Genomic DNA, 26543 nt, shown 5'->3' on the forward strand with positions numbered 1-26543 from the left:
CCAAACTGCTCCAGATCATAAAAAGCGCCCGGCTGTTGGGCGCAAAGCGTTGTTCCAGACAGCTTGAACGAGACGCCACGCGGGCTGTGGCGCATGACCGACCGGTCATCCGCGCCCCGCAGAATGTTGGCCCGCAGGCGGTTTTCCGTCGGGCGCCTGGCATTGGGGTTTGCCCGTCTTCCCCCGGCACCCTAGAATGCGCCGATGCGCGATGATCTCTCCCTTCTGCTGAACTCCCTCAACGATGCCCAACGCCAGGCCGTAGCGGCCCCCGTTGGCCGTCAGTTGGTCCTGGCCGGTGCCGGCTCCGGTAAAACCCGAGTGCTGGTGCACCGTATCGCCTGGTTGATCCAGGTCGAGAACGCGTCGCCCCATTCCATCCTGTCGGTGACGTTCACCAACAAGGCTGCCGCCGAGATGCGCCATCGCATCGAGCAACTGATGGGCATCAGCCCGGCCGGCATGTGGGTGGGCACCTTCCACGGCCTGGCACACCGCCTGTTGCGGGCGCATTGGCAGGAAGCGGGGCTGGCCCAGACATTCCAGATCCTCGACAGCGACGATCAGCAACGTCTGGTCAAGCGCGTGATCCGCGAGCTGGGCCTCGACGAGCAACGCTGGCCGGCGCGCCAGGCCCAGTGGTTTATCAACGGCCAGAAAGACGAAGGCCTGCGTCCGCAGCATATCCAGGCCAGCGGCGATCTGTTCCTGGCCACCATGCGCAGCATCTATGAAGCCTACGAGGCGGCCTGCGCACGCGCCGGCGTGATCGACTTCTCCGAACTGCTGTTGCGTGCCCTCGACCTGTGGCGCGACAACCCCGGCTTGCTGGCCCATTACCAGAAGCGTTTCCGGCACGTTCTGGTGGACGAGTTCCAGGACACCAACGCCGTGCAGTACGCCTGGTTGCGCCTGCTGGCCAAGGGTGGCGACAGCCTGATGGTGGTCGGTGACGACGACCAGTCGATCTACGGCTGGCGCGGCGCGAAAATCGAGAACATCTATCAGTACTCCGAGGACTTCCCGGACGCGGTGACCATCCGCCTTGAGCAGAACTACCGCTCCACCGCCGGGATTCTCAAGGCCGCCAACGCCTTGATCGCCAACAACACCGGGCGCCTGGGCAAAGAGCTGTGGACCGACGGCGGCGAAGGCGAAGCGATCAACCTGTACGCCGCCTTCAACGAACACGATGAAGCGCGCTACGTGGTGGAAACCATCGAAGGTGCGTTGAAAACCGGCCTTTCGCGCAGCGATATCGCCATTCTTTACCGCTCCAACGCCCAATCGCGGGTATTGGAAGAAGCTTTGTTGCGCGAGCGCATCCCGTATCGCATCTACGGTGGCCAGCGCTTCTTCGAGCGTGCGGAAATCAAGAACGCCATGGCCTACCTGCGCTTGCTGGAAGGTCGGGGCAACGACGCGGCGCTGGAGCGGGTAATCAATATCCCGGCCCGTGGCATCGGCGAAAAAACCGTCGAGGCCATTCGCGAGCACGCCCGCCATGCCGATGTGTCGATGTGGGAGGCCATGCGCCTGCTCATCGCCAATAAAGGCCTGACGGGCCGCGCAGCCGGCGCCTTGGGTGTGTTTGTCGAGCTGATCGAGAACCTTGGGGCCAAATGCGCGGAAATGCCCCTGCATCTGATGACCCAGACCGTGATCGAACAATCCGGGCTGATCGCCTACCACGAGGCTGAAAAAGGCGAAAAAGGCCAGGCCCGGGTAGAAAACCTTGAGGAATTGGTGAGCGCCGCCCGCGCATTCGAAAACGCCGAGAACGAAGAGGACCTTACGCCACTCGCCGCCTTCCTTGGCCATGCTTCGCTGGAGGCGGGGGACGCCCAGGCTGACGAACATGAAGACAGCATTCAGCTGATGACCCTGCACAGTGCCAAGGGCCTGGAATTTCCGTATGTGTTCCTGGTGGGCATGGAAGAAGGACTGTTCCCGCACAAGATGAGCCTGGAAGAGCCGGGCCGTCTTGAAGAGGAACGTCGCCTGGCTTACGTGGGCATTACCCGGGCCATGCAGAACCTGGTGATGACCTACGCCGAAACCCGACGCCTGTACGGCAGCGAGACCTACAACAAGGTGTCGCGCTTCGTACGTGAAGTGCCGAAGGGACTGATCCAGGAAGTGCGCCTGTCCAACAGCGTCAGCCGCCCGTTCGGCGGCGGCCAGCAGCAGAACTCCAGCACCATGTTTGCCGGTTCCGAGATTCCGGAAACACCGTTCAGCCTGGGCCAGCAGGTCAGGCACGCGATTTTCGGCGAAGGCGTGATCCTCAACTTCGAAGGCGCCGGCGCCCAGGCACGGGTGCAGGTGAATTTCGCCGAGGGCAGCAAGTGGCTGATGATGGGCTACGCCAAACTTGAGGCTGTCTGAAGTCTGATCGTTCCCACGCTCTGCGTGGGAATGCCGCCCGGGACGCTCCGCGTCCGCTCTCAAAGCAGTGACGCAGAGTGTCACGGGACGCGTTACCACGCGGAGCGTGGGAACGATCTGTACATGAAGGTTTTTGGCCCACCCTTGTTTTTAATAAGGGCGGGCCAATATCTGTAATAACTCCTACAGACCATTCCGAATCAGTCCTACGCAAAAGCCCGAAACATTATGTCGCTAGCCACTGTCACTACACCTGTGCAACATGGCGCGCGTGCAATCCACAAATGGGAATTCCCTTTATGAAACGTTTTCTTAGCATCGCCATGGCGTTGTGCATCGGCTTGACGATGAGCCTCGACGCCAACGCCAAACGCTTCGGTGGCGGCAAAAGCATGGGCTCGGCGCCGACCCACCAGACCAGCCAGATGGCTCCATCCGCCGGTGCCGGCGGTGCTGCGGCTACCGCAGGCGCAGCCGGTGCCGCTGGCGCCGCGGCCAAGGCCGGCGGTGCTTCGCGCTGGTTGGGCCCATTGGCCGGCATTGCCGCCGGTGGCCTGCTCGCGTCCATGTTCATGGGCGGCGGCTTCCAGGGCATGCAGATCTTCGACATCCTGATCCTGGCGGTCATTGCCTTCGTGATCTTCCGCTTTATCGCCGCCCGTCGCCGCAAGCAGCAGGAGCACCTGGCCCCGGCCGGCGCGCCGATGCAGCGTGAAGTGTTCGAGCAAAAACCCGCCATGGGTTCGATCTTCGGCGGTTCGGCAGCCCCTGCGGCCGCCCGTCCGGTGATCAACGCTCCGGCCTGGTTCAACGAAGAGCGTTTCATCGAAGCGGCCCGCAGCCACTTCCAGTCCCTGCAGCAGCACTGGGACGCCAACGAAATGGACAAGATCGCCGAGTTCGTGACCCCGCAACTGCTGGAGTTCCTCAAGCGCGAACGCGCCGACCTGGGTGACGGCTTCCAGTCGACCTATATCGACGACCTGCGCGTACAGCTGGACGGTGTGGATGATCGCGCCGACAAGACCATCGCCACCCTGACCTTCAGCGGCGTGTCGAAGACCTCGCGTTTCGACCAGGGCGAAGTGTTCAGCGAAAGCTGGAACATGGAGCGTCCGCAGGGCGAAAACCAGCCATGGCTGGTCGCCGGTATCCGCCAGAACGGCTGATACCCGCACGCGTGAGCAACTGGTAACAAAAACCCCGGACCTGTTCCGGGGTTTTCTATTTCACGGTTGCACTTATAGCGAGCTACTGTATAAAACGCCCCTATAAAACGCGCCATCTAGCAAGAGGATCCCGGCCGTGGAAGAAATCATCGAACAACTGCGTGAAGCCAATGAACCGGTCCCGGTTCCCTTGGAGCTGCCTGACGAAGACCAACTGGTGGAAATCGAAGAACAACTGTTCATCGACATCCCCTTCGTGTTCCGCGAATTCCTGCTGACCGTCAGCGACGTGGTCTACGGCAGCCTCGAGCCGGTGACCGTCACCGACCCGCAGTCCCACACCTATCTGCCGGACGTTGCCGCCAACGCCTGGGACGCCGGTGTTGACCGCAGCCTGATCCCGATCTGCCAGGATGGCGACGACTACTACTGCGTCGAAGAAGACGGCACCGTGGTGCTGTGGTCCGCCGAGGAAGAACTGGTCCAGGAAGAAACCTGGGAATCGGTATGGCACTGGGCACGGGATGTCTGGCTGGAAAGCTGAGGCCCACACCTGGCCTTCTAGTGTTCTGGCGTATCCTTGTGGTTATCCAGCGTCTCCAGCAAGGCCACCTGCATCCGCGTATGCACGCGGATGAACCAGCGCCAGAGCACGGCCGCCACCGCCGCCGTGACCACCGCAATCAGTACCAGCAACTTGTTGGTCGGCAGAATACTGGCCGACAAGGCTGCCAGGAGCAGGAAGATCACCAGCAGCGACAGAATGGGGATCAGCTCCGCGATCACCCGCCGCACGCGCTGGGTATGCCGCCCGGCCATTTCCGGCTTCACGCTCATCTCCGCCAGCAACATCGACAACGCCTTGAGCTTGCGGTACGCCGCGATCAGAAACGGCAGCGACAACAGCAATGCGCCACCCCAGATCAACGCCTTCTGCCAGCTTTGATCGCTGATCCAGCCTTCCAGATACCCGCCGATGCGCGCCGCGAAAAAGCTGCCGGCGAAGAAGATCGCAATCACCAGCGCCAGGTTCACCCCCACTTGCAGCACGATCTTGCGGATCATCGACGCCAGCATGGCGCCCTCGCCTTGCGGCTGAATACTGCGCAGCCATTCGCCATACATGCCGAATACCCGGCTCATGCGCCGGGGCATCACAGCGGCAATTTTCAGTGACAGCGGGTCGGCGCCGCGGATCAGGTACGGGGTAAGCAACGTCGTTATCGCCGAAACCGCCACCGCCACCGGGTACAGAAAGTCGCTGGTGACCTGCAGGGTCATCCCCAGCGCCGCGATGATGAAAGAAAATTCGCCAATCTGTGACAGGCCCATGCCCACCCGCAGCGAGGTGCGCCCATCGTTGCCGGCGATAAACGCGCCCAGCCCGCAAGACAGCATCTTGCCCAGCACCACGGCCACGGTAATGACCGCAATCGGCCACGCGTACTGCAGCAGGATTTGCGGGTCGATCATCAAGCCGATGGCGACAAAGAAAATCGCACTGAACATGTCGCGAACCGGTTCGATCAGGCGCTCGATTTTAATCAGTTGGCGTGACTCGGCCATGATCGCGCCGATCAGGAAGGCCCCCAGCACCATGCTGTATTCAAGCTTGACCACCAGCAGGCAGAAGCCGAAACACAGACCCAGTACCGTGATCAGCAGCATCTCGTTGCTTTCGAACCTGGCGACGTAGGCCAGCAGGCGCGGCACCAGCAGAATACCGATCACCAGCGCCACAATCATGAACAGCGAGAGCTTGCCCACGGTGGAAAACACCTCGCCGGAGCTGACCGTGCCGCTGACGGCGATGCTCGACAGCAAGGCAATGATGCCGATCCCCAGGATGTCCTCGACGATCAGCACGCCGAATATCAGCTGGGCGAAACGCTGGTTCTTCATCTTCAGGTCATTGAGCGCCTTGACGATGATGGTGGTGGAGGAAATTGCCAGGATCGCGCCGAGAAACAACGAGTCCATGGTGTTCCAGTCGAACCATTGACCGATTTCGTAGCCGATCCAGATCATCAGGATGATTTCCAGGAACGCCGCGATAAACGCCGTGGCACCCACCTTGAACAGTTTGCGCAGGCTGAACTCCAGGCCCAGGCAGAACATCAGGAAGATCACCCCGAGCTCGGCCAGGGTCTTGATCGTGTCTTCATCGTGAATCAGGCCGAACGGCGGCGTGTGGGGGCCGATGATGAAGCCTGCCACGATGTAGCCCAGCACCACCGGCTGCTTGAGGCGATGAAACAGGATGGTGACGACCCCCGCCACCAGCATGATCACGGCCAAGTCCTGGATAAAGCTGATGGCGTGCATGGCGTGGGGCTCCTTGAAATTGCTGGCGGTTTCTCACTTCCCGCGCGCGCAGCCGCTGAAAGAAAAGTCTGCCGTGACCGTAAGAAATGCCCGTGCAGGCGCGTTTGAAGGTTAACACCGCGACTTCCGCCGGAAAGCCGGTGCAATATATGGAAACAGATCGGCCCGGGCGTGACGGCAAGCCGCCCACCGGCGTCCCGTTAGGGATGGCTGCAAAGCTCCCAGCACCCGCAGAGGTGCCCTACCCAACCAATGCCTAAACCCGTGAGTGTGCTATGGAACCCGGAAACGCCCAGCTGTCGATGACGGTATTGATGACCCCTGACATGGCCAACTTCTCAGGCAATGTCCACGGCGGCACCCTGCTCAAGTACCTCGACGAAGTGGCGTACGCATGCGCCAGCCGTTATGCCGGGCGTTATGTGGTCACGCTGTCGGTGGACCAGGTGATTTTCCGCGAGCCGATCCATGTCGGCGAACTGGTGACCTTTCTCGCGTCGGTCAACTACACCGGCAACACCTCGATGGAAGTGGGCATCAAGGTGGTGACCGAGAACATTCGCGAGCGCTCGGTGCGTCATACCAACAGTTGCTTCTTCACCATGGTGGCGGTGGACGACCAGCGCAAACCGGCCGCCGTCCCCCCCTTGCAGCCGCAGAACAGCGAAGACAAACGCCGCTTCGTGCAGGCCCAGCAGCGTCGGCAGATTCGCCAGGAACTGGAAAGGCGTTATCAGGAAATCAAGGCCGACGCGCCTTAAATTCCACGCTGCGAAGCGGATCTAATGTGGGACGGGCTTGCCCTAATTTTGTAGGAGCGAGCTTGCTCGCGAAAAACGTCAACAATAACGCGTGCTTTCCGAATGAACGCGGTGCCTGTGAGTTTTTCGCGAGCAAGCTCGCTCCTACAGAAGGCGGTGGGGCTTGCCCCGATGGTCATGAATATCTACAACGCTAACCACGATGCGAAGCGAGCCGCTCTTGATCTTAGGCGCCCCGTTAAACCACGCTGGCACACCGAGCCTAGGCGAGGTGCCGAGTGGTGGGGCAAGAGCGTTTTGCTTACTTTTGCGCTTTTCAAAAGTGAGCCGCTGTAAAAGCGGAACCGTTAGCAGCCGTTACCGCAGAAACGGATATGTACTCGGTCCAATCCAACATCCTGGTCGGCTCTGAGGCCGCCATCGGGGGCAAGCCCCCTCCCACATTGTGTTTTATGTACTTACAGGCTGATCGGCATCGCCTCAAAGCGTACCCGGGGATGGGCGATTCGATCCTGCGCCCGCACCAGTTCCAGTTCATAACTGGCGCAGGCCTGGGTCTCCAGCAGCACCTCATGCACCGCCGCCGCCGTGAACTCGAACGCCGCCACCAGGCTATCACCCAACAGCACCCGCGCCAGGAACAGCCCCGACGTCAGGTCACCCACACCCACCGGCTGGCGCGGGAAGGCCAGCAGCGGCCTGCGCAAGTGCCAACTGCCCTCGGCCGTCACCAGCAACATCTCGAAGCCGTCCGGCAGCTTGCCCGGGTAATCCAGATGCTTGACCAGCACCGCCTTCGGCCCGCGCGCCAGCAAGGCTTTGGCCATCGCCAGGCAATCGAACAGCGATTGCGGCTTGCGCCCGGCAAAACTGTCCAGTTCCAGCTGGTTAGGACACAGGAAATCCGCCATGGCCGCAGCCTCGTCGAGCAGGAAATCACTGACTTCCTGGGGCACGCTGCAGCCCTTTTCCGGATGGCCCATCACCGGGTCGCACAAGTACATCGCCTTGGGATTGACCGCTTTGATCCGCGCCACGCCACTCAGAATGGCGCGTCCCTGAGCCGCGCTGCCGAGGTAGCCGGACAGCACCGCATCGCAGTTACCCAGCTCGCCGATCGCCGCGATACCTTCCACCAGTGCCGGAATTTGCTGCGGCGCCAGCACTTCGCCCGCCCAGTGGCCATACTGTGTGTGATTGGAGAACTGCACCGTGTTGAGCGGCCATACATTCACCCCGACCCGCTGCATGGGGAACACGGCGGCGCTGTTTCCGGCGTGGCCAAAGACCACATGAGACTGGATCGCAAGCAGATGGGGTGTACGTTTCATGCAGGAGATTTCCATAAAGCCGTTGAAATTCTGGCCGCGCAGTATGCGACTAAACGCAGCCTGTACGACAGACCGGCGACACAGTTAAGCTGCGCTCACTTTGTTGGAGTTCATGGAATGCTGACCCTGGGAAACATGTTCGTGTTGATGCTGCTGGCGACCGGCGCCGCCTGGGTCTGGCACAACCATGGCCTGCGCGAGCGGGCGCTGGAGCGGGTCAAGCAGCACTGCGCCAAGCTCGACATCGAACTGCTCGACGGCGCGGTGGCGTTGAAACGCATCGGTTTGGTGAAGGATGCCAAGGGTCGGCGCCGTCTGGCACGCGTCTACAATTTCGAGTTCACCGTCACGGGCGAGACTCGCCACAGCGGCACCATCACTCAATTTGGCGCCCACAGCGCGCAGATCGAACTGGCGCCCTACCCGTTCGAAGCCAAGGAGCCGCTGCCCAGCGCCGACGTCATCGAGCTGAGCCAGTGGCGCCAGGACCACGCCACCAAGAACCGTCAGTAACGACAGGCCACCAGGGCGGCCTGCAATGCCGCCACGTCCTGGGGTGCGCCGAAGATCAGTTCGATACGCGAATCGCGGCGCCATTCGCTGGGCTGCCAGGCCAATGGACTGTTATCCACAGCATTGGCGGATACCCAGGCCTCACGGCTGTGGATAACCAGTTTGGCACGACGCCATTCCAGGCTTGTCAGCCACTGCTTCAAGCGCTGCGGATCGAATTGCTGGCTTGGGTGCCAGCGCCAGCCAATGCTCCAGCCGTCCTCTTGGGCCTGACTGAGGCAGATCGGCAGCGCGGCGTCGCTCCAGACCGCCTCCATGTGCGCCAAGCCTTTGGGCACCACGAAGTTATCCACAGCCCCGCCCGCCTGTGCCTTCAAACCAGGCAGTTGCTCGATGGGCAACCGTGCCTGACGCGTCCAATAAATCGCGTTGCCGGGTAATTGCTGCGCTATGGCCTGACGCTGCCGCGCATCCAGCGTCTCATCCTTGTTCAACACCAGCAAGCCGGCACTGGCCAGCGCCTCCTGCTGCGCCGGCGGCAAGGGTTTGCCCGCTGCCAGGGCTTGGGCGTCCAGCACCAGTACGCAGGGCTGAACCGACAGCACCTCCTGCCATGGCGCCTGGCCCAGTTGTTTGAGTAACTGCGCCGGATGGCCCAGGCCCGAAGGCTCGATAAACAGCCGATCCGGCCTGGCCTTGCGCAACAACCGACCCAGGCCTACCTGGAACGGCGCACCATTCACGCAACACAGGCAGCCACCCGCCACCTCGCCCAGGGCAATGCCATCCTCCTCTTGCGTGAGCAAGGCCGCGTCCAGGCCGATCTGCCCGAACTCGTTGATCAACACCGCCCAGCGCTCGTTGGCCGGACGCTGGGCAAGCAGGTGTTTGATCAGGCTGGTCTTGCCGGCGCCCAAGGGCCCGGCAATCACGTGGGTGGGAATGTTCTGCAGCATGGGTGGCATCATTCAGACCGTGTAGAGCGTTTGATCCTACGCGTTTATGCGAGCCAATCCAGCGTGAGAATCAAGCGACGCTCATTCGCCTTCAGGGCGGGCGAGCGGTGAATCAGGCCATGATTTTCGTTGCCGTGCCATTTTGTCCCCTTGAGCAGTGCCACTTCACCGCAGTGAATCTGCTCGATGCGCTCGGCGGGTTCAGCGTCAGGTTGGCTCAAGCGGCGGCGATCCATGACGCCTTCGCGCAGCCACTGGCTGCCAATGCCCGCGTAGGTAGTGATCAGCCGCACAGGCACATGGTCGACATGGAAACGCGGGCACATCGCCTTGTCCAACAAGCGCAAACGCACGCCGATGCGCCTGGCGCCAAGCAGGCAGGCGAATGCGCTGACCAGCCAGGAGACATCGGCGATAAAGCCGTCATAGCCTTCAAGATCACGGCAACCGGACGCCAGGCCCTGCAAGTTCGGCGCGGTGTCTTCGTCGCTCAACTCGATGACCAATGCTTCGGCCAACGGCTCATCGAGCGACACCAACAACGCACCGAACTCGGCGATATGCAGCGGCAATTGGCGCTGCCACAGCGCCAGGTTCACGCCGTCTTCGAGGATATCGGAGAGCGCCAGCGGGGTTTCCCCGCAGGTCTGGCGGATCACGGGGCGCAGGGGAATAACCGGGGCCAGCATCAGGCGGCTGCCTCCTCATACCAGGGGCCAAAGGGATCGACCCACTGACGCCAGCCTTCGACGCCCAGGGCCATTTCTTCGTCAGTGAGCAGGCACTGGTCAAGTTCGGCGCGCATCTGGGCGAAATCAATGTTCTGCCCGATGAACACCAGTTCCTGACGGCAATCGCCAGTGCTCGGCTGCCAGTTGCCCATGATTGCCGCGACACTTTCTTCGTCTTGCGGCCACTGGCTTTTCGGCACGAAGCGCCACCAGCGGCCGGCAAAGCCATGGCGCATCAAACCACCGGCCTGGGACCAACTGCCTGCGTCCTGGTGTTTGCTGGCCAGCCAGAAAAAACCCTTGGAACGCAACAGCTTGCCGTTCACCCAGGGGCGGTCGATGAAGTCGAAAAACCGCTGCGGGTGGAAGGGGCGGCGCGCGCGATAAGCGGTGGAAGCGATGCCGTACTCTTCGGTTTCCGGCACGTGCTCGCCGCGCAACTCCTGCAACCAGCCCGGGGCCTGGGCGGCCCGCTCGAAATCAAAGCGTCCGGTGTTGAGGATGGTGTGCAGCGGCACCTGCCCCATCACCATCGGGATGATGTGTGCCTGGGCATTGAGCCGTTCGAGGATCGCCATCAGCTCTTGGCGCTCGTGGCTGCCGATCAGGTCGATCTTGCTGATCAGTATCACGTCGGCGAACTCGATCTGTTCGATCAACAGGTCGGTGATCGAGCGCTCATCCTCTTCCCCCAGGGTTTCCCCGCGTGAGGCCAGGCTTTCCGCGGCTTGATAGTCGAGCAGGAAATTCATGCCGTCGACCACGGTGACCATGGTGTCCAGGCGCGCGATATCCGCCAGGCTTTGCCCGTTTTCATCGCGAAAGGTGAAGGTTTCGGCAACAGGCATCGGTTCGGAAATGCCGGTGGATTCGATCAGCAGGTAATCGAACCGGCCTTCCCTGGCGAGCTTGCCGACTTCTTCGAGCAAGTCTTCGCGCAACGTGCAGCAGATGCAGCCGTTGCTCATCTCCACCAGCTTTTCTTCGGCGCGATTAAGGGTGACGTCACGCTGGACCTCGCTGCCGTCGAGGTTGATTTCGCTCATGTCGTTGACGATCACCGCCACGCGCAGGTGTTCGCGGTTGCGCAGTACGTGGTTGAGCAGGGTGCTTTTACCGGCGCCGAGAAAGCCGGACAACACGGTAACGGGTAGACGATTGGGCATCAGGTCGCTCTCATCAGGCTGCCCGGTCAAGCCAGGCTTTGTTTTATGTTATATTATAACAATACAAACAAGCCAACCCTCCTTGCTCTGCGTGACGAAGGGCGCGAAGCTTGATCACCTCCCAACCCCAGAGAAACCCGATGAAACGCCTGTGGTACATCCTGCTATTGGCAGCGGCGGGGCCTGCCTGTGCTCAATCCCCAAGCCTCTCGGCCCACTGCACGCGCAGCGCCAACCTGCTGGCCTGCGTAGACCCGCTGGGCAATGCCTACAGCGTGGCGACCGTCGGCAGCACCACGTATTTGCGCGGTTTCGAAGTGATCGGCAAACGCTACTGGGCACAAACCAACAGCCGCTACGGGCAGCTGACGTTCTTCACCGGGTTGGCATCGGACGGTGAGGCATGGGTCGGCTACACGCGGCGCGTGGGCTGGACCACGCTCAACCGCTTCTCCAGTTCCGGCGGAGCCGGCGCCACATTCACCTGCAGCCGCATCACCGGCTGCTAGACCTGGCCTTTCTTCTGTTCCTGCGCCCACGCCATGTAGCTGTTCATCGGTGGGTTTTTCTCGAAGTATTTTTTCAGACCGTCGAACAGGCCATCGGCAACCGCCTTTTGATGGCGCGCCGTTACCAGCCGCTGGGCGTCCTGGGTGTTGGAGATAAAGCCGGTCTCGACCAGGATCGACGGCACGTCCGGTGATTTGAGCACCGCAAATCCGGCCTGCTCCACCCGCTTCTGATGCAGGCTGGTGATGTTTTGCAGGCTACCCAGCACCGAGCTGCCCAGTTGCAGGCTGGAGGCGATGGTGGCGTTCATCGACATGTCGAGGATTACTCCCGCGAGCATCGGGTCCTTGTCCTTGAGGTTGAGTAATGTCGTGGCGCCCAGCAGGTCCGCGCCGTTTTCGCGCTGCGCCATGAAGCGGGCGGTCGCCGAGGTGGCGCCGCCTTCGGACAACGCGTACACCGAGGCCCCCGAAGCAGTAAGCCTTGGTGCGGCGTCGGCATGCACGGAGATGAACATATCGGCTTTGTGCTGACGGGCGATGTCCACACGCTTGCGCAAAGGCACGAAGAAGTCATCGTTGCGCACCAGCTTCACGTCAAAACCCTTTTCGCGTTTCAAGCGTTTGGCCAGCAATTGAGCGATCGACAGCACCACATCTTTTTCCCGCTGACCCTTGGAGCCGATGGCGCCGGGGTCCTTGCCGCCGTGGCCCGGGTCGACCACCACAATGATGTCGCGTCGGGGATGGGTTTTATCCACCGGCGCGATCAAGGGCGCAGGTTCGGCGGCGATTTGACGAGGCGCCTGTGTGGCGCGGGTCAGGTCGAGCACCAGGCGGTGGCCCTGGCCCTCCTGGGGCGGCAACAGGAAACTGTTGAGCTGCATCGGCGCGGCCAGGTCCAGCACGATGCGGGTGTCGTTCTGGCCAAAATGCCCGGAGCGGATCGAGGTAATTCCGCTGTTCTTGAGCGCCAACTGGGAGAAATCGCCACTGAGCCCTGCGCCGCTCAGGTCGATGATCAAGCGTTCCGGGGCGGTCAGTGAAAACGTCTTGTAGTGCACCGGGCCGCTGAGGTCGAAGACCAGCCGTAGCTTATCGGCCGAACGCCACAGGCGCGCATTGCGGATCTGCGTGGCGTAAGCCCCCGGCGGCAAGGCGAACAGGGGGCTGAGCAACAGCAGGTTGAGGAGCTGACGTCTGTGCATGACCGATACCGCGAATAAGGGAGCGTCCCTGCTCGACGTGACTGAAGAAAGGCTGGAGCAGAAAATTCATCGTGAATGTTATTGTTATACTATAACATGTCTAATTATTACCAACGATGGACCTGCTTATGAATGCGCTGACTCTGCCGGATATCGCCGCGCAGGCTTCACGCCAAGCCTTGCCACTCGACTGGGTGGGCATGTGCGGCGTGGCCTTGCCTGTCCTGTTTGATGGCCAACGCCTGCTCGCCACCGCCGATGCCGGTGTGAGCCTGGACGATGGATCGGCCCGCGGCATTCATATGTCACGCCTGTACCTGGCACTGGAAATGTTCGATCAGCAGCCGCTGACGCCTGCACTTCTGCGTAATGTACTGCAGCGCTTTCTCGACACACATGAAGATTTATCTAATAACGCCTACCTGCGTATCCACACCAACTTGCTGTTGAAACGCCCGGCTCTGGTCAGCCCTTTGGACGGTTGGAAACGCTACCCGGTCAGCATTGAGGCGCGTCTGGAAAACCAGATGTTCCACGTGGAACTAAAAATTGACGTGACCTACTCATCAACCTGCCCATGCTCCGCCGCCCTCGCCAGGCAATTGATTCAACAGCAATTTCTCGACGATTTCGCCAACACGCCATTGCAGCATGCAGACGTGTTGACCTGGCTCGGCAGCGCCAACGGCATTGTCGCCACCCCCCACAGCCAACGCAGCAGCGCGCAGTTGCATGTGCACCTGCAGGGCGAGCAATTGCCAATTGTCGCCCTGATCAACAGCGCCGAAGCCGCCCTCGGCACCGCCGTGCAAACCGCGGTGAAACGTGCCGATGAGCAAGCCTTCGCCCTGGCCAATGGGCAGAACCTGATGTTCTGCGAGGACGCCGCCCGCCGCCTTAACCTCGCCTTGAAGCGCTCGGATGCGGTCAAGGCCTTTCACCTCAAAGTGGTCCACGCCGAAAGCCTGCACGCGCACGACGCCGTGGCCGAAAGCCGCTGGACGAGACCTTCCACATGATCACCTGCACTGCGTTGCGCTGGGGCGCTCCGGGCCAACCGCTCACCCCCGCCGTGGATTTCACCCTGGAAAAAGGCAGCCTCACCGGCGTCATCGGCCCCAATGGCTGTGGCAAAAGCAGCCTGCTCAAGGTCATCGCCGGCTTGCAGAAGCCGCTGACAGGAAAGGTCAGCGTCGATGTTCCACGGCGCGGCGGCCTGGCCTTCCTGCCCCAGCAGCAATACCTGGACCGGCAGTTCCCCATCAGCCTGCAGGAACTGGTCGCTGCAGGATTGTGGGGCACTCGGCTCACGTCACCACAACGCAACGAACGCCTGCACGCCGCGCTGGAAGACTGGTGCCTGAGCGGCCTGGAGCAACGCCCGTTAATGGCCCTGTCCGGCGGCCAATTGCAACGCGCCCTGCTCGCCCGCATGAGCCTGACCGACTCGCCGGTGTTGCTGCTCGACGAACCCCACGCCGCCCTTGATGAGGAAGGCCAGGCGCTGTGCTGGAAACACATCCATGCCTGGCATGAAGAAGGCCGCACGCTGATGGTGGTCTGTCATGACCTGGCGTCGGTGCGCCATCACACACCGGACGTGCTGCACATCAAAAGCACGGGCTGCGCGCTGGGCTCGAGTAAAGAGTTGATTCGTCCACAACCGCAATTGCAGGTGGCCTGATGCATGTTGCCGCCCATTTGTGGATGCCCTTTGTCGACTTCGTGTTCATGCGCCGCGCGCTGATCGGCGGGCTGGTGCTGGCCTGCAGCACCGCGCCGCTGGGGGTGTTTCTGATCCTGCGGCGCATGAGCCTTATCGGTGATGCGGTGGCCCACGGCATTCTGCCCGGCGCCGCCTTGGGCTTCTGGTTCGCCGGGCTGAGCCTGCCCGCGTTGACCCTCGGCGGCCTCGGCGCCGGACTGGGCATGGCGGGGTTATCCGCGTGGATCACCCGCCGCACCGGCCTGCGCGAAGACGCCAGCCTCGCCGCCATCTACCCCATCTCCCTCGCCGCCGGCGTGTTGATTCTTGGCATCGCCGGCAAGCGCCTGGACCTGCTGCACCTGCTGTTCGGCTCCGCGCTGGCCGTGGATGAAACCACCCTTACCGGCATGTTGTGGGTGACCGGCTTCAGCCTGATTGCCATGGCGCTGATCTACAAACCGCTGTTGCTCGATACCCTCGACCCGCTGTTCCTGCAAACCGTCAGCCGCCTGGGCCCGCTCGCCCACGGACTGTTCCTGACCCTGGTAGTGCTGAACCTGGTGATCGGGTTCCAGGCCATTGGCGCCTTGATGGTGGTGGGTTTGATGATGCTGCCGGCCATCGCTTCACGCTTCTGGAGCCGGCGCCTGCCGGTATTGATCGCGGTATCGGCAGTGCTGGGATGCCTGTCGGTATGGCTGGGTCTGCTGTTGTCGTTCTATTACTCACTGCCCAGCGGCCCGGCCATCGTGCTGGTGGCGGGCGGCGGGTATTTGCTGTCCGTGGTCTTTGGTCCGGTGCACGGCTTGCTGCGCCGCCCGCCCTTGCTGTCATCCCAATGAGGTGTTTTCCGATGCGCGCTCTACTCGTGCTGTTCAGCCTGCTGCTGCCGCTGTCGATGGCCCAGGCCGCCGACAAACTCCAGGTCGTCACCAGCTTCAGTATCCTCGATGACATCACCCATCAGATTGGTGGCGATCACATCCAGATCAGCAACATGGTCGGCCCGGACGCCGACGCCCACACCTATGAGCCCACACCGGACGACGCCAAGGCGCTGCTCAAGGCCAGGCTGATCATCAAGAACGGCCTGGGCTTCGAGCCCTGGTTGGACCGCCTGGTGACCAGCACCGAAACCCGGGCCACGGTGGTCACCGCCAGCAAGGGCGTGATCTCCCACACCATGGACGAGGACGGCGAGACCATCCCCGACCCGCACGCCTGGCACAACCTGGCCAATGCCGAGATCTACGTCAACAACATCACCAAGGCGCTGGTGGCCGCCGACCCAGCCAACAAAGCGGACTATGTGCGCAACAGCCAGGCTTACCTGAAAGACATCTACCGCCTGCTGGCCGAAGCCAAGACCAGGTTCGGCGCGCTGCCTGCGGGTAACCGCCGTATCGTCACCTCCCATGACGCCTTCGGTTACCTGGGCCAGGCCTACGGTATCCAGTTCCTCGCGCCCCAAGGCCTGTCCACCGAGCGCGAACCGTCGGCCGCCGAAGTGGCCGCGTTGATCACCCAGATCCGCAAGGACAAGGTCAAGGCCGTGTTCATGGAAAACATCAAGGACTCACGCCTGCTCAAGCAAATTGCCGACGAAAGCGGCGCGCAGATCGGCGGCACGCTGTACTCCGATGCCCTGGCGGCAGAAGGCCCGGCCAGCACCTTTACCGGGCTGTTCGAATACAACCTCAACACCTTGTGCGCCGCGCTGGGCAAACCATGATTCGCAAGAACCCTTCCGGCGATCTGCCGCTAATAGCCGAATCGGCCTATGTCGACAAAACCGCGATCATCTGCGGCAAGGTCATCATCGGCGAAAACGTGTTTGTGGGCCCCTACGCCGTGATCCGCGCCGACGAAGTCGACGCCAGCGGCGCCATGGACCCCATCACCATCGGTGCCAATTCCAATATTCAGGACGGCGTGGTGATCCACTCCAAGTCCGGCGCCGCCGTGACCATCGGCGAGTTCACCTCGATTGCGCACCGCTCCATCGTGCATGGCCCCTGCACCGTCGGCGACCGCGTGTTCATTGGCTTCAACAGCGTGCTGTTCAACTGCGCCGTGGGCGACGGCTGCGTGGTGCGGCACAACTCGGTGGTGGACGGGCGCGACCTGCCCGCAGCCTTCTATGTCCCCTCAACCACCCGCATCGGGCCCACTACCGACCTGTCGCAATTCCCGCCGGTAAGTGTCAGCGCCTCGGAGTTTTCCGAAGACGTGGCGCGCACCAATGTCGACCTGGTGCGCGGTTACAAGGCCCTGCAAAACGAGTTCTGAAGCAGGAGCCGGGTGTTGATTGGCAATGCCCGGCTGGATCAGGCGCGAGGTTTGACGGTGCCGCAATCGTTACCCAGCCACTGGGCGTGAGTGTCCAGGCTGCCCTTTTGCTGGATGCCGGTGGCATTGAAGGTGCCGTTGACGGTGGTGGTGAATTCTTTCTGGCTCTGGAACGTCGCCACCCCCACGCCCTGGGCTTTCGGGCAACTGAAGCGGAATTTCCACTGGTTGCCGGTCTTGTCGGTCACTTGCTGTTTGCAGCCCGATTGCGGGTCAGTCAGGGGGATGGAATCGGAGGCGACCTGAGCCGGCGTCAGGCACACCTGCACGCCTTTACCGGCCATGGTAATGCCTTGCTTTTCCAGCATGGCGCGTTGTTCGGGGGTCATCTGTTGCTTGAGCTGACCGAGGATCAGCGACAGGTCCGGCAGGTCCTGGTTATCGACTTTCATATTGCTGGTGGTCAATTCCCACAAGCCCGGCGCCAACATCTGCGCCTGCGCCGCCACCGGCAGCGACAAACCAACAACCATGGACAAACACAGCAGACGAGCATTCATCGGGTAACTCCTGGGCAATGGTGGGCGTTAGACGCCGCAAAGGCGCCAGTGTTGCACGGCAAATAAAATAGCGACATTCACTGTGGAACATGGTCTGTTACGCACTGGACTGCCCGGAGTGATGTCGTTCATGGATTTTTTTGGCCCGCACCTGCTCGCCTACTTCATTGCCACGCTGCATTTTTTCGGGAGCCTCGCCGCAGTCCATGCGGTACTGACCGTCAGGACCGCCCAAGGCTCGATTGCCTGGGCGTTGTCGTTGATGTTCATGCCCTATCTCACGCTGATTCCCTACCTGATTTTCGGGCGCAGCACCTTCGATGCCTACATCCAGGCGCGTCGCCAGGCCAACCAGGAAATGCACCGGGCAATCGCCGAGCTGAACTGGCGCCCGTGGGTCGAGGAAGCGCTGGCCGCACGCAACTCCAGTGCCTACGCGTCCTTGCGCGCCATGCCCAAATTGGGCCGCATGCCGTGCCTGGCCAATAACCAGGTGCAGTTGCTGGTCAATGGCGATGCCACCTTCAGCGCCATCTTCGAGGCCATCGGCAACGCGAAAACCGCCGTGCTGTTCCAGTTCTTCATCATTCATGACGATGACCTCGGCCGCCAACTGCATCGGTTACTCACGGCAAAAGCGGCCGAAGGCGTGGACATCTACGTGCTTTACGACCGCATCGGCAGCCACGCCCTGCCCCATGGCTACGTGCAATCGCTGCGCGACGCCGGGGTGAAGGTCAAGGCCTTCGCCACTCGCAGCGGCTGGCTGAACCGCTTCCAGGTCAACTTTCGCAACCATCGCAAAATCGTGGTGGTGGACGGCATCACCGGGTTTGTCGGCGGGCACAATGTGGGCGATGAATACCTCGGCAAAAAGCCGCCGTTGTCACCGTGGCGCGATACCCACGTGCAGGTCACCGGCCCGGTGGTGGCATGCTTGCAGGAGTCGTTTGCCGAGGACTGGTTCTGGGCCGCGCGGGCATTGCCGCCGCTGATCCTGCCGGACGCTTATCCGGAAGACGGCGTGCTCTGCCAACTGCTCGCCAGCGGGCCGGCGGACCCGTATGAAACCTGCTCGCTGTTTTTCGTCGAGGCCATTCATGCCGCGACCCAGCGCGTGTGGATCACCAGCCCGTATTTCATCCCCGACGAAGCGGTGTTCGCCGCCCTGCGCCTGGCCGTCCTGCGCGGCGTGGATGTGCGCGTGCTGCTGCCCTCACGTCCCGACCACCGCATCGTGTACGCCGCGTCCAGCCTCTATGCCATCGAAGCGGTACGCGCCGGCGTGCGGGTGTTCCGCTACACCCCCGGGTTCCTGCATCAAAAAGTGGTGTTGGTGGACAGCGAAATCAGCGCCATCGGCAGTGCGAATATGGACAACCGTTCGTTCCGGCTGAATTTCGAAGTGATGTTGCTCACGGTCGACGAAGCCTTCGCCAAAGAGGTGGAGCAGATGCTGCTGGACGACTTCGCCCTGGCCCATGAAGTCAGCCAGGAAGAAAGCCGCGAGACCCGGCGCCTGCAACAGCTGGGCATGCGGGTGGCGCGCTTGATCTCACCCATCCTTTAAAATGTGGGAGGGGGCTTGCCCCCGATTACGGTGTGTCAGTCACAAGTTGGGTTACTGATACACCGCTATCGGGGGCAAGCCCCCTCCCACATTTAGTTCTTAGACGTTTTCGTAATCGTGATCAGCGGTAGATATCTTCCCGCGTCCACGGCAGTTCATGGCTGCCATCGGCATGGGGTTTCACCGCCAGGATCTGGTGCAGGTTGATCCAGCCCCGCGCAAACGCATAGGCGCAACCGGCCAGGTACAGGCGCCAGATACGCAAGGCGTGCTCCGGCACCCTCTTCGCCGCCGCTTCGAGGTTATCCTCCAGGCGCTCGCTCCAGTGGTCCAGCGTGCGGGCGTAGTGCAGGCGCAGACTTTCGACATCCACCACTTCCAACCCGACTTCGCTGATTTCGGCCGTCATCATCGCCAAGTGCGGCAGCTCGCCATTGGGGAAGACATAGCGCTCGATAAACTCCCCGGCACCACGGCCCACGGGACGACCGTCGGTATGCTTGGCGGTAATGCCATGGTTCATCACCAGGCCGCCTTCGCGCACGGCGCCGTGCAGAATCCGGCAGTATTGCGCCAGGTTGGCGTGGCCGACATGTTCAAACATGCCCACGCTCACCACCTTGTCGAAACGGCCATCCTGAGGCAGGTCGCGATAGTCGAGCAGTTGCAGGTCGACCTGCTCTTCAAGACCTTCGGCCCTGACCCGCTCTCTGGCCAGGGCCAGTTGTTCCTTGCTCAAGGTAATCCCGAACACCTTGACGCCGAATTCCCGCGCCGCAAACCGCGCCAGCCCGCCCCAGCCACAGCCTACATCGAGCAGGTATTCACCCGGCTGCAAGCGCAATTTGCGGCACAGGTGGCGAAATTTGTCTTGCTGGGCCTGGTCGATGGACTCGCTGCCGGTTTCGAAATAACCGCAGGAATACGCCATGTCCTGGTCCAGCCATAGCTGGTAGAACTCGTTGGACAGGTCGTAGTGGTAGGAGATGGCCGCCGCATCGGTTGCCTTGTCGTGGATCGAGCGCACCGGGCGAGGTCCGTCGTCGTCGTCGATCAAGGCGTGACTCAATTCATCACATACCCTGATCACCTCGGCAATGGAGCCTTCCAGGTCCAGCTTGCCCTCGACGAAGGCTTCGCCCAGTGAATCGAGCGTGGGATGGGTCAGCTGTGTGACGACCGTAGGGTCCTTCACCACAATGGTCACACTGGGCTCCGGGCCCAGGTTGAATTCATGGCCGTCCCAGAGTCGCAGACGCAGCGGTAGCTGAAGATTCTGTAAGGCCGGTGGAAGTTGCGCGAGCATGAGTAGTCCCCCCCTTGTTTCAGACGTCTGGAGTGAGGGTAGACCATCCCAAATAAAGTAGGAAGCTATCGATTAAATAACTGCCTGCCATGAAGCTCGACGTTCGAGCAACCCGTCCTGGATCCACTGTTTCAACCAAGTGGCCGCTTGCAGTGGCGCACCCTCTCCATAAGTGACTGCCAACTCGGTGCACAGTTCTGAAAAGTTCCAGCCGGTGGTCGTCATGCTTGCCAGGGCACGGGCCTCATCCGGTTCCAGGCTGCGGTACTGGCACAGGTTGCGGTGACGCCACACCAGGCACACCTGCGCCACGTCCAATGTCTGGCTGCCGGGAAAGTCCGATTCATCCTTGTTGGCCCGCCAGAGGGCCACCGTATTGAAACGGCACAGCACATGTTGCACTGAAGGTGCCAGCGATACGCGCAAGTGCGGCCAGTCCTCGGGCGTCAGTTGCGCCATATGGTCGAGGGTCAGCGGCTCGCCCGCAGGCGCGTCGAAGGCCAGGGTGAACGCCCATTCCAACTGCGCCAGTTCAGCCAGGGGAATACTTTGTTCGGCCACCAGATGCTCAAGAATAAACACTGCAAAGCGCTCACCCAGCCAACGCAGGCTGTAATGGGCCGACGGGTAGCGCCGAACATACGCCTGGCTCAACGCGGCAAACTCTTGATCACCCAGCCAGTAGCGGATGGCGGCGAAATCATGACGTAACACTTCCTGTAAGCGCGACAGGTAAGCGTTGTGATAAATCGCCAGGCCCGTGTCTACATCCAGCGTCGTGCCGCCGAGCAGGGTGGCAGAAAAGCCACTGGCGGCGGTGGACGTTTCAGACAACAGATGCGCCTCGAAGGCCAGTTGCCAATCGATCAGGCGCATAGCGCACCCTTGGCCAAAGCGGTGGCCCCCAGTTCCCGGGCCTTGCTCAATTCAGCCAGCAACGCCTCGAATGGCGGAAAATGATCGTCGCGTTCCAGCAGCGTCGACACCGGCCCCAGATGTTCCAGGGTGCGCTGATAGAGCGCCCACACCGGGTCGCACACCGGGTGATCATGGGTATCGACCACGTAGTCGCCGTAATCCACGTGCCCCGCCAGATGCAGCTGGCGAATGCTCTCAGGCGGCAGGTTGCGAATGAACTCCCAGGCATCGAACCCGTGGTTGCGCGAGCTGACGTAGACATTGTTCACGTCGAGCAGCAGTTGGCATCCGGTCAGGTGCGTCAACGCATTGAGAAACTGCCACTCGGTGAATTCATCCGTTTTGGAGCGTACGTAGCTGGAGACGTTTTCCAGCACCAATGGACGTTGCAACACGTCCTGCACCTGACGCACGCGACTGGCCACGTGGTACAGGCTTTCCTCGGTGTAAGGCAGGGGCAGCAGGTCATGCAACTGGTGGGCGCTGCCGCGGCTCCAGCACAGATGATCGGAAATCCACGCCGGCTGGATCCGCGCGGCAAGCTGCTGGATGTGCTTGAGGTAATCGATATCGATGGCGTGGGGGCCGCCAATCGACAGCGACACGCCATGCATCACCAAGGGATAGCGCTCCGCTATCGCGTCCAGGTAGTACAAGGCTTTGCCGCCCTGCACCAGGTAGTTCTCGGAGATCACTTCGAACCAATCCACCGCAGGGGATTGGGCCAGGATCTGTTCATAGTATTCGTTGCGTAAACCCAGGCCGTAACCCAGGGAGGGGAAAGAACTGGCCATCATGCGCTCCTGGACAGTGTCCGCAGCGGCGCAATGGCCGCTGCGGTTGCACTCGCGTGCCGGTTACTCGCCGACTTTGCCACCGGCCTTGTCGCACTCAGCCTTGGTCATGGCCTTGAAGCCGTGGCCCTTGCAGACCGCCTGGCCTTTGCAGGCGTTTTCAGCGGTTTTGCAGTCGTTCATGCCTTTGCAGGAGGTGACGCCGTAGCAATGAACCGGCGCGTCGGCGGCCTGTACCTGGGTGGCGACGCCGGCAAACAGGGAAGCGGCGGCGATCGCCAGGGCAGCACCGGAAACGGCGTTTTTGATATTCATTGTGTAGTCCTCAAGTGGTGGTGCCGGTCTGGACGGATTGCCCAGTCTCGACACACCACTAGAGTGAGGCGCCCTTTTCGCGTTACAGCCCTGTACAAAAATTTCCGAAACTATTCGTCAAGCTTCAACAACGGCTCCTGAAAGCGCAGCAAGCGCCCGGCGTTACCGAGTACCAGCAAGGTGCTGAGGTTATGCAGCACTGCGGCAATCATGGCCCCGGCGGCGCCCAGCCAGCCGAAGGCGGCGAACACCACGATGGCCAGCGTCCAGCCCAGGCCGATGATCACGTTGACCTGCAAGGTGCGTCGGCATTGGCGGCTCAAACGCACACAGGTACCGAGGCGGCGCAGGTCGCTGCCGATCAGCACCACATCGGCCGAGGCCAGCGCGATATCGGCACCGCCCGCGCCCATCGCTACGCCGACCACGCCGGCTTTCAGTGCAAGGGAGTCGTTGATCCCATCCCCCACCACCATCGGCCGGAAACCGCTGCCGATCTCTCCCAGCACACGGTTGAGTTTGTCTTCCGGTAACGCCTGGGCCTGGACCTCACTGATGCCCACACTTACGGCGAGGCTATCGGCCACGCTCTGGCGGTCGCCGGTAAGCAGCAGTTGGCGTCCCAGCCCCAGGTCGCGAAGTTCCTGCAGAGCCTGACGCGCTTCCGGTTTGACGCTATCGGCCAGCAGCAACCAGGCCAGGAATTGCCCGTCCAGTGCCAGCCCGGCAATCGGGCCGTCGTGATCAGGTACAGGGGTGGTGAGGATATTCAATTGCTCGAACAGTTCGGGACGGCCCAACGCCGCCTCGCCCTGTTCCGTGTGCGCAACCACGCCGAGCCCCTGGCGCTCGCGAATATCGCTCAGCGCCAGCAGCTGTTCCTGCGTCGCCAACCCCGCCAGCGCGCGACTGACCGGATGGCTGCTGGCCGAACCAAGGCTGGCTGCCAGGTTGAGCAACGCCTGGCGATCGGTCGAAGCGGTTTGGATGGACTGCAGGCGTAAAGTGCCGAAGGTCAGGGTGCCGGTCTTGTCGACGACCAGCGAAGTGAGGTCCGCCAGCTCTTCCAGAAACGCCGAGCTGCGAATCAGGATGCCATGGCGTGCAGCGACCGCGATCCCGGCAATCGCGGTCGCCGGCGCTGACAACACCAATGCACAGGGACACGCCGCCACCAGCACGGCCAGCATCGCCTGAGCATCGTGGGTTACAAACCAGGTGACTGCCGCCAGCAACAGTACCAACACCATGTAGCTACCGGCATAGCGCTCCAGCAACCGCGTGATCGGTGGTTTGGCCCGCTCGGCGTTCTGCATCAGCGCGATGACTTTGCCCAGGGTCGACTCACTGCCCGTGCGCGTCACTTCAAGGCGCAGCAGGCCGTCGAGATTGATCGCCCCGCCGAACACCTGTACGCCCACACTGGCCTCCAGAGGCACCGACTCCCCGGTAATCGGCGCGGTGTCCAGGCTGGCCTGGCCCGACAGCACCACGCCATCGGCCGGCACGCGGTCGCCGGCGCGCACTTCGACCACATCACCGCTGTTCAGGGTGCCGTTATCCACTTCCACTATGCTGCCGTCAGCCTGCACCCGGCGTGCGTGGCTGCGGGTGAGCTTGCCCAGCGCATGGATCGCTTCCTGGGAACCGATCACGCTGCGCTCTTCGAGTACATGCCCGAAAATCATGATGATCGGCAGCAAGGCAGCGGTCAGCAGATCGCCCGTGGCCCAGGCGCCCATCATCGCCAGCGCGATCAATTGGTCGGTGATGCCATGCAGGCTCGGGTAGCGCAGGCTGTACCAGGCCGAACGCATGACCGGCACGGCCACCAGCAGCGAGGCAACACCGAGCAACAGTTGGCTGACCCCGCTCTGGTCCGCCGCCAGCCAGCGCCATACCAGGCCCAACAGCAATAAACCCAGGGCCAGCATGGCCAGGGTCAATTGCCGGGCGGCGCTGCGCTGTTCAGTCGTGGTCAGCATGGATGCGCTCATTGCTCGGCTCCCTGGAGGATCAAACGGGCGTCGTCTTTGGGATCGACCGTGGTCACCGAGCCGGCCTGGCCGAGAATCTTCGGCAAGCGTTCACGGTACAGGCGCAGCAACAAGCCCGGGTCTTTCACTTGCGCCAGGCCGGCGACGGTGGCGGTCTGCGCCTGGGCATTGGCCAGACGTTCACTGGCCTGGGCATGGGCGACCTGCACCTGGCGATCAGCCTCCTGGTTGGCGGTCTGGGTGAGCTTTTGCGCATCGGTGTGCGCGTTGGCCACCGCTTTGTCGGCTTGCTGGCTGGCCGTGAGTACCGCGTTGAACGCGTTCACCGCCGGGCCCGGCAGGCTCGATTGCACATCGACCCGGGTCACTTCGATCCCCAACCCCAGGCCGCTGGCGGTCAACTGCGCCAGACGCTGATTGATACCTTGCACCAAATCACCGCGCAGCCGTTCGCGGCGCTCGGCGGCGCCGTTGTCAGTGCCGAACAATTCAGGGCGCGCCACTAAGATAGTGTCCAGGTCCCGCGCCGCCGCCAGGGCAACCGCGCTGCGCGTCACCAGGCGGTCCAGCGCGGGCAGCACATGCTCGCCCTGCAATACAAAGGCATAGGGTTCGGTGACCTTGTAGAAGGCTCGCACATCCAGTTGCACGATCCCGGCATCACCGGTCAGCAGATAGCCGGAGCCGGCCAGCGTATCGCTCAAGGGTGTGGCGAAACTGGCCACGCGGTCCGCCTGCACCGCCGCATCCGAACGCAACAGGTTCTCCACCCGACGCTCGATCACCCGGTCCGCCGCCGGCAGCAACACCACCTGCTCGAACGGTTGCGGCCATGCCAGCAGCAGCCCGGCGTTCTGAATGCGGTCGAGGGCGCCGAAGTGCAGCACCATGGCGCGGTTCTGCGGGTCGATCTGGCGCACATTGGAAAACGCCCAGGCCAACGCCGCCAATACGGTGACTGCGTACAGCGCCAGGAACGTCAGGCGCCCGGCCTGGATCCAGGGGCTGTCCGGGCTGTCACGCTCACTCATGGCTGAACATCCTTCGGTCCATCCACCAGCGCGCGGAACGGCGCGGCATCGGTACGCAGAATGATCCTGGTGCTTGGCGTCACCACGGTACCCAGGGTATCCAGCGAGCGCAGCAGGTTGTACAGCTGCGGGTTGCCCGCGTAGGCACGTCCGTAGATCTGCGCCGCCTCGACCCGCGATTGCGCTTCGATATCAGCGGCCTTGACCGTGGCCTCGGCTTGCACGATCCGCGCATCACGCTCGGCCGCCGAGCGGATCTGCGCCGCCTCGCGCTTGCCCACGGCAGTGCGCTCGGTGGCGATGGTTTCACGTTCGGCGCGCATGCGGTCGACCGTGGCGGTGAGCGTCACCGACGGCAAGGTCAGCCGTTCGATACCGACCTGGGCCACGCGGACGCCATAGGTGGCGAGCAATTGTTGATCGATCTGCCGGCGCAGTTGGGCTTCGAATTCGGCGATGCGTACCTGGCTGGCATCGGTGTTGATCAGGCTGGACAGGTCAAAACTGGCCGCCGTGGTCTCCAGCGCCGAGCCGACGAAGGTACGGATCTGCCGCGCCGCTTCGTCCGGCTGGTTCTGCACCGCACGCATGAAGCGCTGCACATTGTCGGTATCGCCCTGCACCTGCCACGCCACGTAGGCTTGCACGATGATGCGCAAGCCATCGCGAGTGCCCACATCCTGCAACCCGCTGGAGGTGGTACGCAGGCGCAGGTCCACCGGAATCGCCGCTTCAAACGGCGCCGGCCAGCGCCAGCCCAGGCCCGGCTGCAGCAGCACCCGCACCGGGTTGCCGAACCGGGTAATCACCGTGGCCTCGCCGGAACGCACCTGCACCAGGCTCGCCGCCGCGATAGCGAACAGCACAAGCACTGCCGCCCAGGCCATGCGTCGCCAGGGAAAAGGCCCGGCCGCCTGTTCATCGCCGTGATGGTGATGGTGGTGATGGCCGTGATGATGACCGTGATCGTGGGAATGAGCGCTCAACAGACAGACTCC

General features: G+C 62.2%; 26 protein-coding genes. 12 read left to right on the forward strand and 14 right to left on the reverse strand.

Annotated elements, in window-relative coordinates; all coding sequences use genetic code 11:
• The first annotated feature begins 204 nt into the window (after nt 1-204).
• The 3 genes from uvrD (at nt 205) to BOP93_RS26910 (ending at nt 4101) form a co-directional block, all read left to right on the forward strand.
• Nucleotides 205-2388, forward strand: coding sequence for a DNA helicase II (gene uvrD / locus BOP93_RS26895; protein WP_104505190.1), 2184 nt, complete (start codon nt 205-207; stop codon nt 2386-2388).
• 299 nt (nt 2389-2687) lie between these two features.
• Complete coding sequence (locus tag BOP93_RS26905) at nt 2688-3557, forward strand: Tim44 domain-containing protein (RefSeq protein ID WP_104505192.1); 870 nt, start codon at nt 2688-2690, stop codon at nt 3555-3557.
• Between the two features lie 136 nt (nt 3558-3693).
• Entirely contained in the window at nt 3694-4101 is a 408-nt protein-coding gene (locus BOP93_RS26910; protein ID WP_003195742.1) for an SMI1/KNR4 family protein, read from the forward strand.
• A 17-nt stretch (nt 4102-4118) separates the two neighbouring features.
• Here the strand turns inward: BOP93_RS26910 and BOP93_RS26915 are convergent, their stop codons facing one another.
• Nucleotides 4119-5882: a cation:proton antiporter gene (locus BOP93_RS26915; RefSeq protein ID WP_104505193.1), complete on the reverse strand. Its 1764-nt coding sequence runs from the start codon at nt 5880-5882 to the stop codon at nt 4119-4121.
• A 275-nt stretch (nt 5883-6157) separates the two neighbouring features.
• Between BOP93_RS26915 and BOP93_RS26920 the strand changes: the two genes are divergently transcribed.
• Nucleotides 6158-6643, forward strand: a complete 486-nt coding sequence (locus BOP93_RS26920; protein ID WP_065885124.1) for an acyl-CoA thioesterase — start codon at nt 6158-6160, stop codon at nt 6641-6643.
• A 458-nt stretch (nt 6644-7101) separates the two neighbouring features.
• Here the strand turns inward: BOP93_RS26920 and pdxY are convergent, their stop codons facing one another.
• Nucleotides 7102-7974, reverse strand: coding sequence for a pyridoxal kinase PdxY (pdxY, locus tag BOP93_RS26925; RefSeq protein ID WP_104505194.1), 873 nt, complete (start codon nt 7972-7974; stop codon nt 7102-7104).
• A gap of 117 nt (nt 7975-8091) precedes the next feature.
• Between pdxY and BOP93_RS26930 the strand changes: the two genes are divergently transcribed.
• Nucleotides 8092-8487, forward strand: coding sequence for a DUF3301 domain-containing protein (locus tag BOP93_RS26930; protein ID WP_065885122.1), 396 nt, complete (start codon nt 8092-8094; stop codon nt 8485-8487).
• Here BOP93_RS26930 and BOP93_RS26935 read toward each other — a convergent pair.
• From BOP93_RS26935 to zigA, 3 genes are read right to left on the reverse strand one after another with little or no spacing between them, the layout of a single operon-like run.
• A complete protein-coding gene (locus BOP93_RS26935) occupies nt 8481-9443 on the reverse strand; it encodes a CobW family GTP-binding protein (RefSeq protein ID WP_104505195.1) in 963 nt (320 codons plus the stop codon). The two genes, BOP93_RS26930 and BOP93_RS26935, sit on opposite strands and share 7 nt — an antisense overlap.
• A gap of 44 nt (nt 9444-9487) precedes the next feature.
• Nucleotides 9488-10132, reverse strand: coding sequence for a DUF1826 domain-containing protein (locus BOP93_RS26940; RefSeq protein ID WP_104505196.1), 645 nt, complete (start codon nt 10130-10132; stop codon nt 9488-9490).
• On the reverse strand, nt 10132-11340 hold the full coding sequence (zigA, locus tag BOP93_RS26945; RefSeq protein WP_104505197.1) for a zinc metallochaperone GTPase ZigA: 1209 nt from the start codon (nt 11338-11340) through the stop codon (nt 10132-10134). Before zigA ends, BOP93_RS26940 begins: the two co-directional genes overlap by 1 nt.
• A 140-nt stretch (nt 11341-11480) precedes the next feature.
• On the opposite strand from zigA, the gene BOP93_RS26950 reads away from it, so the two are divergent.
• The gene (locus BOP93_RS26950) at nt 11481-11849 is read left to right on the forward strand and encodes a glutamine synthetase (RefSeq protein WP_065885118.1); all 369 of its coding nucleotides are present in this window, start codon (nt 11481-11483) and stop codon (nt 11847-11849) included.
• Here the strand turns inward: BOP93_RS26950 and BOP93_RS26955 are convergent.
• Complete coding sequence (locus BOP93_RS26955) at nt 11846-13057, reverse strand: N-acetylmuramoyl-L-alanine amidase (RefSeq protein ID WP_104505198.1); 1212 nt, start codon at nt 13055-13057, stop codon at nt 11846-11848. The genes BOP93_RS26950 and BOP93_RS26955 overlap by 4 nt on opposite strands.
• 128 nt (nt 13058-13185) lie before the next feature.
• Here BOP93_RS26955 and folE2 point away from each other — a divergent pair, with 128 nt between their 5' ends.
• The 5 genes from folE2 to BOP93_RS26980 are packed head-to-tail and all read left to right on the forward strand — an operon-like array spanning nt 13186 to nt 17054.
• Entirely contained in the window at nt 13186-14076 is an 891-nt protein-coding gene (gene folE2 / locus BOP93_RS26960) for a GTP cyclohydrolase FolE2 (protein ID WP_104505199.1), read from the forward strand.
• Nucleotides 14073-14741, forward strand: a complete 669-nt coding sequence (locus tag BOP93_RS26965) for a metal ABC transporter ATP-binding protein (protein ID WP_104505200.1) — start codon at nt 14073-14075, stop codon at nt 14739-14741. The genes folE2 and BOP93_RS26965 overlap by 4 nt, the downstream gene beginning before the upstream one ends.
• Nucleotides 14741-15607 carry a metal ABC transporter permease gene (locus tag BOP93_RS26970; RefSeq protein ID WP_104505201.1) on the forward strand — a complete coding sequence of 289 codons (867 nt, stop codon included), beginning with the start codon at nt 14741-14743 and terminating at the stop codon, nt 15605-15607. Before BOP93_RS26965 ends, BOP93_RS26970 begins: the two co-directional genes overlap by 1 nt.
• An 11-nt stretch (nt 15608-15618) precedes the next feature.
• Nucleotides 15619-16497 (forward strand): metal ABC transporter substrate-binding protein, encoded by an 879-nt coding sequence (locus BOP93_RS26975; protein WP_104505202.1) that lies wholly within the window; start codon nt 15619-15621, stop codon nt 16495-16497.
• Nucleotides 16494-17054, forward strand: a complete 561-nt coding sequence (locus BOP93_RS26980; RefSeq protein WP_104505203.1) for a DapH/DapD/GlmU-related protein — start codon at nt 16494-16496, stop codon at nt 17052-17054. The genes BOP93_RS26975 and BOP93_RS26980 overlap by 4 nt, the downstream gene beginning before the upstream one ends.
• A 38-nt stretch (nt 17055-17092) precedes the next feature.
• Here the strand turns inward: BOP93_RS26980 and BOP93_RS26985 are convergent, their stop codons facing one another.
• Nucleotides 17093-17614, reverse strand: coding sequence for a DUF3617 domain-containing protein (locus tag BOP93_RS26985; protein ID WP_065933659.1), 522 nt, complete (start codon nt 17612-17614; stop codon nt 17093-17095).
• A gap of 130 nt (nt 17615-17744) precedes the next feature.
• Between BOP93_RS26985 and cls the strand changes: the two genes are divergently transcribed.
• On the forward strand, nt 17745-19184 hold the full coding sequence (gene cls, locus BOP93_RS26990; protein WP_104505359.1) for a cardiolipin synthase: 1440 nt from the start codon (nt 17745-17747) through the stop codon (nt 19182-19184).
• Nucleotides 19185-19305: 121 nt separating this feature from the next.
• Here cls and cfaB read toward each other — a convergent pair whose 3' ends face one another.
• The 7 genes from cfaB to hflC all read right to left on the reverse strand — a co-directional run bounded on the left by cfaB (nt 19306) and on the right by hflC (nt 26531).
• The gene (gene cfaB, locus BOP93_RS26995) at nt 19306-20490 is read right to left on the reverse strand and encodes a C17 cyclopropane fatty acid synthase CfaB (RefSeq protein ID WP_065933658.1); all 1185 of its coding nucleotides are present in this window, start codon (nt 20488-20490) and stop codon (nt 19306-19308) included.
• Between the two features lie 72 nt (nt 20491-20562).
• Nucleotides 20563-21366 carry an HvfC/BufC N-terminal domain-containing protein gene (locus BOP93_RS27000; RefSeq protein WP_104505204.1) on the reverse strand — a complete coding sequence of 268 codons (804 nt, stop codon included), beginning with the start codon at nt 21364-21366 and terminating at the stop codon, nt 20563-20565.
• Nucleotides 21357-22202: an MNIO family bufferin maturase gene (gene bufB, locus BOP93_RS27005; protein ID WP_104505205.1), complete on the reverse strand. Its 846-nt coding sequence runs from the start codon at nt 22200-22202 to the stop codon at nt 21357-21359. The genes BOP93_RS27000 and bufB overlap by 10 nt, the downstream gene beginning before the upstream one ends.
• A 63-nt stretch (nt 22203-22265) precedes the next feature.
• Nucleotides 22266-22517 (reverse strand): BufA2 family periplasmic bufferin-type metallophore, encoded by a 252-nt coding sequence (bufA2, locus tag BOP93_RS27010; protein WP_104505206.1) that lies wholly within the window; start codon nt 22515-22517, stop codon nt 22266-22268.
• A gap of 110 nt (nt 22518-22627) precedes the next feature.
• Nucleotides 22628-24514: a cation-translocating P-type ATPase gene (locus tag BOP93_RS27015; protein WP_104505207.1), complete on the reverse strand. Its 1887-nt coding sequence runs from the start codon at nt 24512-24514 to the stop codon at nt 22628-22630.
• Nucleotides 24511-25545, reverse strand: coding sequence for a protease modulator HflK (gene hflK, locus BOP93_RS27020; protein WP_104505208.1), 1035 nt, complete (start codon nt 25543-25545; stop codon nt 24511-24513). Before hflK ends, BOP93_RS27015 begins: the two co-directional genes overlap by 4 nt.
• Entirely contained in the window at nt 25542-26531 is a 990-nt protein-coding gene (gene hflC / locus BOP93_RS27025) for a protease modulator HflC (RefSeq protein WP_065894341.1), read from the reverse strand. The genes hflK and hflC overlap by 4 nt, the downstream gene beginning before the upstream one ends.
• Between the last annotated feature and the right edge of the window lie 12 nt (nt 26532-26543).

Source organism: Pseudomonas orientalis, assembly GCF_002934065.1.
Taxonomy (GTDB): Bacteria; Pseudomonadota; Gammaproteobacteria; order Pseudomonadales; family Pseudomonadaceae; genus Aquipseudomonas; species Aquipseudomonas orientalis_A.